The following is a 10645-nucleotide window of genomic DNA, read 5'->3' as shown; positions in this document are numbered from 1 at the left end:
CTGCGCCAGATCGCCATAATCAGGGCATCTGTGACCATCTGGGAGGTCATCTGATCGCTCATGCGAACGCCCAGAAGGTCGGTATCTCGGCGGTCCGGCTGAAGCCAGCAAATGATCCCACGAGGATTATTCCGCAAAACGTGTAAGCTGCAGCAGGAAGTGGATAGAGTGTGATCGCGCCTCCGGCAATCATGCCCGCCGCCAATGCGATAAGGAATGACTGCAGGAGACCATCGGCTTCCGGAAGAATGGTCAATCGCGGGCATGCCCAGAGTGCCCCTAGAAACGCGGCCTGGATCACACTTCGCCTGTACGGGACACTGGATTTGGTATCTCAGGCGGGAAGCGAAAGTTCGTTGTAGCTCCCAAATGACCTATTCATGCCAATCAAAACGGATGTTTTTTCACGATCAGATGGTTGAGTAATTGGCGGTTGAGGTCTTTCCCGCTTTGACGCCTAACCACCTCTTATTTGCCTTGAACGGCCTCTTGGCTTTAGTGATCGTTGTATCTTCTTCCCTCGCTTCGAAGGAAGGGCGTCCTGAAGTCAGTCTTGTTTCGGGGTCTACAACCGTGCTCCTATTTCAATCCATGAAGCCGCTTCTTTTGGGGATAATAGCCAGCTAAGAAGACATCCGTGACGGCGAGGCACCTCTGGCGGCTGGAGAAACACATGGCAGAAATGCAAGATTTGTCGAAAGAAGCGCGGGACGTGCTCAGGTGGACGAAAGCTCCACGCGGCCAGATCGACATTTCAAAGTTCCCCGATTTCCTGATCGTTGGCCCGCAACGTACCGGCACAACTTGGCTTCATGCGAATCTGACAGTTCACCCTGAAATTTTGATGTCATACCCAAAGGAGATACTGTTTTTTAATCGACTCAAGAAAGTCGATGCCCCAACATTCCAATCGGATGAGCTTGCGTGGTATCTGCAGCATTTTGAGGAGACGACTGCACGAAAACTGCGCAAAAACGCAGCGTGTTTGTGGCGTTACCGTCAACCATACAGACCGGTCTTCAGAGGAGAAGCAAGCGCGAGCTACGCGGCATTGGATCCCGACCTGATTGATGAGGTCGTTGCCATAAACCCAGCCATAAAGATCATCCTGATGTTACGAGACCCGATAGACCGCGCATGGTCCCATGCAATTAAGGACCTCGTATGGCGCCCAGGACGCGAGCCGGACGATGTTGCTGATGCCGAATTTGTCTCGTTCTTCAAAAAATCCTATCAGTTGCGTTGTGCAGCGTACGTCAACAATCACGAGAATTGGACATCACGGCTCCGACCAGGACATCTGCAGGTTTGTTGTTTTGAAGACATTGCAAACTGCCCCGCATCTTTGCTGATCCAAGTCTTCACATTTCTTGGCGTTTCAGCCGACAGGAAGTATGTTTCTAGACGTGCCGGTAAGGTGGTGGGCACATTCGGCAAGAAGGAAATCCCTGATCGTTGGCGTTCATTTCTACTTGAGTTGCTGGGGGACGAACGCAAACGAGCGGCAGACTTCTTCGATAGGCCATGGCGATAGGTGATTCAAACTGGATGTGTTCGGTGCCGGGGTGTGGATTAGCGTAAAGAATGCAACGGTTGCGCCGATGTCTGCGCAGCATCTGACTGAACACTGTCCTTGATGTAGCCGTCTTCGACTCTTTCGGTTTCGCCGACAGAGTCCTGGTTTAACATCTCTTCGAGGAGCGCGTCTGTCTCGCGTTTTCGCAATTCCGCAATCGATTGCATCGTCACTGGTTCTTTGGCACCGAGGAACGCATCATTGGCACGGTGTCGTTCTAGCAGCCAGCTACGCGCTGGACCCAATATCTCCTCAATGGTCATCCGATGTAATTGACTGTCAAGGAGGTGATCGCGCATGCGCCAAAAGTGCAGAACACGCGGCGCGGCAAACCGGTCGGACAGGATGTCGATCATGGTGGGTTCGTTAAAGTTGTATTCGTAAGGTAGGGTCACAACGCGAATGTCACTTTCGAAAAGCATCTCGCGCATCATCGATTGATCACGGTCAAGGTTTTCGGCAATCATCGTCGCCTCCGCTTGCTCGAGGAAGGCGAGCATGCGTGGGGTGTTCTGGATACCTATCAATCCACAATTGTATCGCGGGACGGACAGCGGAAGTTCTTTGCGCCAGATCCGCCGGTTTAGCGCAAAGTTAGTTCGAATGACCGGCGCGGCTGCAAACTCATGATGCTCAAGTACATCAAAAATGTCACTGATATCCGCGACCACGAAAGTGTCAGCGTCAAGATAAACCGTACGTTCAAATGGTGATCGACAGAGAGCCTCAAACTTTGGTCGAAACCATGAGCGTCGTAGAGTATTGATTTTATCGAACGGATGATCCTCCGGAACAGATCCGTCGGTGAACAGTTCGATCTTTGCTTCTGGTGACACGGCTCGGAGGCTCCGCGCCGACGTGACTGCAAGGTCAGTGTATCCTTGACCACTCGCGCCGTAGACAAATCCGTAGTTCCGCGAGGGTTCGTGCAAATCAAGTGTTCCGTCTGTTGGCGAGAGCGGATGGCTCATGACGCTATGGATGTTTCTTTGAGCGGGAAACACAAACAACTTTGTCGCTCACACGCCCCGATAGCGTTAATGGACCCGCCTCAAGAGGACCACAAGCAGAAAAGCCAGGGCCAACGAAACGATGCCAAACGTAAGATCTGTCATTGCATTGTTGTTGTTTCAGGGAAACGTTATGCGGTAGCTGATATCGGCGATTGGCCGAACAACAGCCAGATGTACCAACAAAGGGACTATTACGGTGACGCTGCAAAAGACTCCCGATTGGACACTGCTTGATACTGCCGATATCGACCAGGCAGCCGGGCGGGCCGCCTTGCGTCAAGGAATCATCAAGCCCCTGGTCATGCGCGGCGACTATAGACGCGCCATTTCGATCCTTGAGGTGATCGTTGAGAATGGCGATGAAAAGCAGGACTATCTGCAACTGGCGCGGCTAGAGGGGCAAGCAGGGCATCCAGAGAAAGCTTTCGAAACGCTCAGAGCAGCGCTTCGCAATCAGCCGGGCGATCTGGATATTAGTAGAGCATACCTTGCGGCCAGTTTGAAACTGGATGACGTTCATGTTGCAGATGCCGCTGCAAGGGAACTGATGCATCTTTGGGACAAAGACGGCAGCATCGCGGATAGTGCAACAAAAGCGCTTTATCGGGCGGGCGATATTCCCGCAGCACTGGACGCCGCTGACGTTTCCATCCGGCTCAACGAAAGCGACTCAGCAGCGATCACCTTTGCTGCATCGGTCTACAACACCGCCGGACAAGCCACACGCGCACGCGCAGCCTTGGTCCGAGAAGGTGGCGCAACCTCGCAGCCACAAACTGGAAAGCGAGCGTTCGAACTGGCCCGGGCACTTTACCAGCTGGATCCGGCTGCTGATGACGCACGCCTGTTCCTCAAAAACTGCTATGACGCAGAGCCGCAGAACTATCGCTACGCACACTTGTTCTCAAACTGCTTGTACTCACGGGGAGAGTATCAGGCGGCATTGGAAGTGATCGAAGCTGCCCGCACCATGGAACGGTCGTTCGTCGCGGCAGTACTTTATGCCAAATGCCTGAGGCAGTTGCGGCGCTACGACGAGGCGGTCGCGGTTCTGGACCCGATCGTAGAAGCACCGGACGTCGCCGAAAGCGTTCTGCGTTTTGCAACAGGTGTCTATCTTTTGGCGGGAGATGCGCGGAAAGCAGACACGCTGGACGCGCGCTCAAAATCCTCTGCCAAACGCAGGATTCCGAGTAACCTTATGACCGCTTTGGACGGTCTTTCGGCCCGCTTGCCGCAAGCAGACATTCGTCAGGCACGCCTCGATTGGTCCTGGCAACATGTGCGCGCAAGTGCCAAGGTTCCGGTTGATCAGCAAGCCTGGGAAGATCAGGTGAGATGGATAAACCTAGCGGACAATTTGTTTCGCGACTGTCTTGAGCATGTCCCATCGGAGATCGGCGCAATTGCAGATCTGATTGATGGGACCGCCGAGAATACACGCGTACTTACTGAAGCACGCCGAGAGGAACGCGGGGTCATTCTGGCAACTGCACATGTCGGTGCTCTATTCGCTGGACCTGTTGCCCTCGCTGAAACCGGACTGCCAGTTTCTATTGTTGCATCGACACCCGACGTGGATGGCGGTCGCGTCTCCGCATATGAGAATGCGCGATTGATCTCGGCCACGTCTAATGATGTGCTTTCTTTGACGCGAACGATCTTGCGTCACCTTGCCGAAAACCGTGTCGTAGTTATTGCGATCGATGGCACGAGTTTTCCTGGCATGCCACGATACGACCTGTTCGATCGCTCGATTGCACTCAGCGACTTTGTTCCGCGACGTGTCTTCAAGGCAAATGTTCCAAGCTTTTATACGGATGTGCGTTGGTTGAACGGAAGGTTGCACGCTGAACTGACCCAGATGCCAGTCCCAGTTGACCAGGACTCTGAAGCCGAAGACAAATTTGTGGCGCAGTGGATGAGGGCCTACGTAACCGAGATTGAGCATTTGTTCGGCAACAGCTCGCATAATTTGCGCATGAGTGGTGGCTTTTGGAACACTATTAAGATGTAGTATTTCACGGCCTTGCGCCAGATCTTAATCATCTGTTAACGATTGGGGGGCGGCGCGAGCAGTCACGTGCTGTCACAGAAGGCATTTTGGATAGCGGTCTCTCGCGCATGCATTTCACCTCGACGGCCAGGGAGCGCTTTACGGTTACCGGAATAGGGACTTGTCGTATCGACGGGCCACTTCGCGTCGGCGCACAAAAGCGTGGCTATCAACGCATTATGTCCCGCGTCTATGGTTACTCGCACGCGATATCGGAAGTCGTGCAGCAGGTCAGATACTTGCATGGTGACTATCAGCCCGATCGCGCTTTGTGGCACATTATTGCACAGCGCGACTTTCAGAAAGTTGATACAGAAGTCTTCAAACCAGCTGATTTCAATCTGATCGAAATCTCTTCACGCAAACAACTATCCGTCGATGGGCATTCCGTACAGATTAATCACCTGAAGGCCGCATGCGCGCCATTCTTTGACGATGATGCACGCAAGTCCCGTTTTTGGCATGCTTTACGCGAGCGGGACACGGTGTCCCAGCGTTCCATGATTGCAGATTTCGGCGACAAGTTTACGCTTTCAGGCGACCAAAAACATGTGCTGAGCCGTCTGCGCCTAACTGAAACCACTGACGAGGAGTTGGCTCGGGGGCTAGCCTTTGTCGGTGACGCTCTTGGGCAAATTCTAGTCGTGACCCATGTGAATGCGGTACGACGCTGCGGGAGACTGATCAAAAATCGCGACATCTGTGTGAGCCAAGTTGAACGCGTTGCGACTGAGGCTGGATTTGCCGTCTTCAATCCAACGATGCTAATGCATAAAATCGGGCAGGACCGAGCCATTGAAGATGAAAGTGAAAGCTTCGCCCATTTTACAGATGAGTTTTCGGAGCAGCTGTTCTGCGCGTGGCAGTCAGAACACCTTGATCGCATGATCAATGACAGGTTCGCGGTCAGCACATCTCGTTCAGATTTGCGAAAACTTGAAAGCCATTTGTCCGCACGCCTCACATTCGATGGCGTGAAAAAGATGATGCCGCGTGTAAACGCGCTGACACCTCGTGTGGAACTCACAGCAGATTTTGAGATCATCAGGATGCGCCTGATGTTCAACGCCAACCTTGTGCCGGATGCGCAAACGCTCGCCGCCGCGGTCGTCAAGAATGGCACGATCGATCGCAACCTATTCTTTCATGCGACGCGGCACGCATACACTCGCAAGGATGCGGAACTTTTGTGGCATTGCCTTTCACTCGTGTGCAGCAAAGGACTGGCGAATGAAAACCCATGGTTGGATGAGGCGCTTGAGTGGCTGGCGATGCTTGATCCACGCTCAGCCATTGTTGCCTACCTCAGTCTTTTCGCAGAATACCCAAATCAAATTGGCACATACGCTGAACGATTTCGCGACCTAGTTCTCGCGCATCCCCATCTTATGCCGAGAGATGAGGTCAGTACCTTGGTTACGGCGCTCACCTCAAGACGAATTCACCCGAGCATTTCAGCAGATTTGGCTATTGCTCTTGGTGTCGATGCGCTGGCGATCCTTTGTGAAATGATGACGCAGTCGAGCGAACGTTTCATGGCGGCGTATTGCGTTCTAGCAAAGCGTGACATGGCCAATGCAACACAAGCGGTTCAGGCAGTCTTGTTGGCCACAGCGCAGACGGCACAGCAGTGTGATGCAAGAGTTCAGGCCATGCTAAAGCAGTGCCAGGTTGTGTCTGATCCAGCTAGGCGACACGTGTTGCTGCGCGATGTCCTTGCCTGGCAACCGGAGAACCTCAAAGCGGTCTCATTGATGGCCGACCTCACGGAGAATTGCCGCCAGGCTGGCAGGGCGGCTTACCAACAAAGAGATCTTGAGAGGCTCAAATCCATGCTGTTGCAAGCAGGGAGGCATCTTCCGAAAGTGGACGAAATTCCCTACTTCATTTCCCGTATTCACTACGAAAGAGGCCTGTATGCCAAGGCTTTGGACATGGCAAATCTGGCAGTCTCGTGGGGACCCAACCGTGCGCGCAACTGGAGCGTTCTTTTGCGCCCTGCAGTCAAATTGCGGCGACATGAAATAGCCGAAGAGGCCGCATCCGCAATGATCCGCTTTGCTGCAAGGGATGAGCAAAAGCTGGTCGCTGAAGCAGAAAAGCGTCTCAGTTGGGCACGAGAAAAGCTATGGGCACGTGCGCTGGTCGTCGAAAATGCCAATGACGCTCTGGCCATTGCCAACAGGATTGCTTCAGCGCCCGAGTTGGCCAACAGGGTTGAGCATGATCTGCCCATTATGATGAACGAGCTGTGCGTGCAATTCGCGCGGCACCTGACCTTCGGTGAGGTGTCTGAGGCAATTGCCATATTACGAGGCATCGCCCCGATCTATGCTGCGTTTCCAAGCTGTTGTGGGATCGTATTTGAAACCGCAAGGCGCGTGCGCTCGTTGGCCTTGCTGCAGCCGCTTCTTCAGCAACTCGCCATGCCAACTGATGGAAACCTAGCTGATGACTTTGCTGTGCGAGCTTTCGGTGCAGCCTTGCTCAATAGCATCAAGACGAATCAAGTGACGGGGCTCGGATGAAGCACGAACAGATTTTTGAGCACTGTCGCCTAGCAGCCGATATTGGCGCCGCGCCTGTCACCGCTGAAGACTTAGAATTTGCACAAGGGCTGCAACGTACCGCACGACAAACGCACGAACTGGAGCACGCGATAAGTGCGCTTACGGCCCTGCTTCGCGAACGGCGCGAAGACGAGACACTGCTTGTCATCCTTCTGGAACTGATGGAGCGCAGAGGCGAGAACCCTGATATGTTCCGGAATTGGTCAGTGCTGGCAGAGGCCTATCCCGAGAACGAAACTTGCTTTCGCATGCAAATCCGCTGGATGCGGCGAGAAAAGCGTGTGGCCGAAGGGCTCGCGTTGGTGTGTGCACGCTATCTGAAGCGCGATAGCATATCTGATGACGCTGCCGGTTTTCTCGTGGGTCTTCAGGAACTGAAGCTACGCGAGGAAACAGACAAATTCTGGCTAGAACTCGCACCAGAAACAAAACAGTTTCCGCAGGTACAGTTCGCCTATATGCGGAACCTGCTGGATCAGGAGCGGTATCTTGAAGCTGCCGAAATCGCAAAAAGGCTTGCTGGCACATCACATCAACAGGCAGACGATCACCCGTCAGTGCAAAAGGCGCTGTATTTCGGAGAAGTTTGCAAGCTACTGGCGCGTTCCGGAGTCGAATCTGCGCCTGCTTTGCTAGCAGACGCGTTCGTTTCACGTACGATTCAAACCGAGCTCTCGGGCAAAATTGGAACTTTGGCTATGTTCAGTAGTCAACTTGGCGCGGGTGGTGCAGAGCGTCAGTTTGTACGCATCGCGGCTGCCTTGAATCAGCTGGCAGACGTCGGTCAAGTGGATGCCCGTTACGGGCTTGTTGGCCCATTGCAATTGGCCATTCATCACTCCGATCCTTCCGTGGGCAAAGACTTCTTTCTGCCTTACCTGACAGATGCGGGGCTCGATGTGGCGGTTCTGGACAACATGCGTGAGCCTGAAGTGCAGAATCCTTTCGAGGAGATGGGTCCAACGGGAGGCGTTTTCCATCTTCTCCCGAAGAAGGTGCGCAAGGGCGTTCGCCGCCTGGCCGCCAAATATCGTGCGGATCGACCGGACACCGCATATATCTGGCAAGACACCGGCATGCATGTTGCCGCGCTTGCGGCACTGGCAGCGGGCGTGCCACGCATTGTGCTTTGTTTTCGAAGCACGCCGCTGAAGATTCGCAAAGACTTCTTCAAACCGAGTTTTGAAGGGTATTTTGAAAGACTCGTGCGCGTTCCCGGTGTCTGCGTCGCCTGCAACAGCAGGATCATGGCCCAAAAGTACGCCGATTGGTTGGGAATCTCGGCCGACGCCGTATTGGTGATCCCAAATGCTGCGACCGCACTTGCGTCATGCGGCGATGACGATGAGGCATCGGCTTGGCGGAGCATTTGCGACGCATCGCAAGGCTGCTCAAAGACCGTTCTAGGGGTCTTCCGACTGCACCCGGTCAAACGGGGCAGCCTTTGGATCGAAGTCGCAGAGAGATATATCAAAAGAGACCAGCACACCCGTTTCGTGATTGTTGGAGCGGGCGACGAGCATCAGCGACTGCAAGCGCTCATCGATGAAAAGGGTCTTGGCAACAGGGTTTTTCTGGCGGGACGCCGCAAGGCCGTGGGCTTTTGGCTGGAAAAAGCAGATGTCGTCTTGCATTGCGCTCGCCATGAAGGGTTGCCCAACGCAATACTTGAGGCACAACTGGCGGAACGACCTGTGATTGCGACGCCCGCTGGTGGCACACGGGAGGCACTGCTCCATGGTCAATCGGGTATCTGTCTGTCCGCAGTTGAACCGTTCCCTTATGATGAAGCTCTGGAAGCGCTGGAGACGTTGCTCTCAGATCCTGCGAAACGTGCTACGTTTGGATCGAGAGGGAGCGACTTTGTTCGGGACAACTTTTCCATGGATGCATCATTGAAACTAACGTTGAACCTATTGGCCAGCCCGATCACGGGCGCAGCAGAATGATCTCGACAGGGCCAGCACCAGCTGGTTTGCAGCATGGCTCAACAATTGTTGGCCGCGTGCACGCTCTTATGTTGCGCGAACAGCGGACTCGTTTTGCGGGGAGCATTTTTGGCTATGGATGGGCTTACTTCACACCGATCGCATGGATCGTTACGATAGCGCTGTTTTTTGATTTTCTTGGTCGAACGTCGCCACTGCTTGTACCAACGCCCATTTTTGTGGCGACAGGTATCCTACCCTATGTGCTATTTCGCCAGACGCTGACGTCCATGATGCGTGCGCCCAAGGCAAACCGTTTTATGGTCTATTTTCGCCCCACATCGCTGTCGGAAACCCTGCTGGCCAGCGGGCTGCTGGAGCTGATGAACATGCTCATCGTCGCCTTTACGCTGCTGACCACCATATCGCTGATGTATGGGGTGGCACCGCCAGATAGTCTTTTCAAGGTTGTCATTGCCCTTTTGGTGACGTGGTGTTTTGCATTTGGGTTCGGTCGCTTTTTCGGGATATGTGGGCGATTGAGCCCAACGTTTGAGCGGGTTCTTCCTATCCTCATCAGGCCGCTTTTTTGGGTATCTGGCATATTCTATATCGCTTCCGAGCTTCCTGGCCCGGCCCAGTCTTTGTTTTGGTTTTCCCCTCTTTTTCACACGATTGAGTACCTGCGCGAAGGTTTCTTTCTTGGGTTTTCTTCGCCGATTTCGGCTATTGGCTATCCAATGTCATTGGGTTTGGGTTTCTTGCTCGGCTCCATCGCACTTGAAAACTATTGGTTGCGCAGCCGACCAGACCGGGGCGTGCTATGATTGTGTTTTCGAACGTCTCCCGGTTCCATCGGAACGAACGCAAGGTGGCTGTTGTGCTAAGAGACATCAGCCTTGTAGTCCCGCCTGGTGGACGTGTCGGGATTTTCGGATCATATGGTGCCGGCAAATCAACGCTTGCTCGACTAGCAAGCAAGGTCGAATATCCGGACGAAGGCACAATAACACAAGTAGGCCACGTTTCGTGGCCGATCGGATTTTCTGGCTTCCTCCAAAAGGAGATGACGGGCGCCGACAATATTCGCACCGTTGCAGGCTTGATGGGATGCAACTCCAGAAAACTGTTCGCTTATGTGACGGCGTTCACCGGTCTGGGCACGATTCTTGACTTCCGCGTAGGTACCTACGCGGCTTTCGAGCGTGACAGACTTGCAGTTGCACTTGCTTTGGCATTCCCTGCAGACACCTACGTGATGGATGGCTTACCCGGTCTGGGCGGCACAGAATTTCAGTCACGGTGCTTAGGGGAGTTGGATAAACGGCTTCGCCATGCGAGCCTTCTTCTCTTGTCCCGAAACAGGCGACATCTGGAGTCTTTGTGTGATACCTTCTTTGCACTGAATGATGGGGTTCTGTTAGCAGCTGCTTCTGCAGATCATGCCGAGGCACTCTCGATGCCTGTAATTGGGGAGAGGACTGCGTGACCAAATCCTCGAC

General features: G+C 53.8%; 7 protein-coding genes. 6 read left to right on the top strand and 1 reads right to left on the bottom strand.

Going from position 1 to position 10645, the window contains the following annotated elements:
* Nucleotides 1-673 precede the first annotated feature (673 nt).
* Complete coding sequence (locus SLH47_RS18285; protein ID WP_320241477.1) at nt 674-1534, top strand: sulfotransferase domain-containing protein; 861 nt, start codon at nt 674-676, stop codon at nt 1532-1534.
* A 38-nt stretch (nt 1535-1572) separates the two neighbouring features.
* Here SLH47_RS18285 and SLH47_RS18280 read toward each other — a convergent pair whose 3' ends face one another.
* A complete protein-coding gene (locus SLH47_RS18280) occupies nt 1573-2247 on the bottom strand; it encodes a hypothetical protein (RefSeq protein WP_320241476.1) in 675 nt (224 codons plus the stop codon).
* Between the two features lie 538 nt (nt 2248-2785).
* On the opposite strand from SLH47_RS18280, the gene SLH47_RS18275 reads away from it, so the two are divergent.
* From SLH47_RS18275 to SLH47_RS18255, 5 genes are all read left to right on the top strand, one after another.
* A complete protein-coding gene (locus SLH47_RS18275; protein WP_320241475.1) occupies nt 2786-4606 on the top strand; it encodes a CDC27 family protein in 1821 nt (606 codons plus the stop codon).
* A gap of 107 nt (nt 4607-4713) precedes the next feature.
* On the top strand, nt 4714-7173 hold the full coding sequence (locus SLH47_RS18270; protein ID WP_320241473.1) for a hypothetical protein: 2460 nt from the start codon (nt 4714-4716) through the stop codon (nt 7171-7173).
* 290 nt (nt 7174-7463) lie between these two features.
* Nucleotides 7464-9164 (top strand): glycosyltransferase, encoded by a 1701-nt coding sequence (locus SLH47_RS18265; RefSeq protein WP_320241472.1) that lies wholly within the window; start codon nt 7464-7466, stop codon nt 9162-9164.
* Complete coding sequence (locus SLH47_RS18260) at nt 9161-9970, top strand: ABC transporter permease (RefSeq protein WP_320241471.1); 810 nt, start codon at nt 9161-9163, stop codon at nt 9968-9970. The genes SLH47_RS18265 and SLH47_RS18260 overlap by 4 nt, the downstream gene beginning before the upstream one ends.
* Nucleotides 9967-10632: an ATP-binding cassette domain-containing protein gene (locus tag SLH47_RS18255; RefSeq protein ID WP_320241469.1), complete on the top strand. Its 666-nt coding sequence runs from the start codon at nt 9967-9969 to the stop codon at nt 10630-10632. The genes SLH47_RS18260 and SLH47_RS18255 overlap by 4 nt, the downstream gene beginning before the upstream one ends.
* Nucleotides 10633-10645: the final 13 nt, after the last annotated feature.

Source organism: Cognatiyoonia sp. IB215182 (assembly GCF_033963905.1).
GTDB lineage: Bacteria > Pseudomonadota > Alphaproteobacteria > Rhodobacterales > Rhodobacteraceae > Yoonia.
This window is presented reverse-complemented; position numbering and strand designations above follow the sequence as displayed.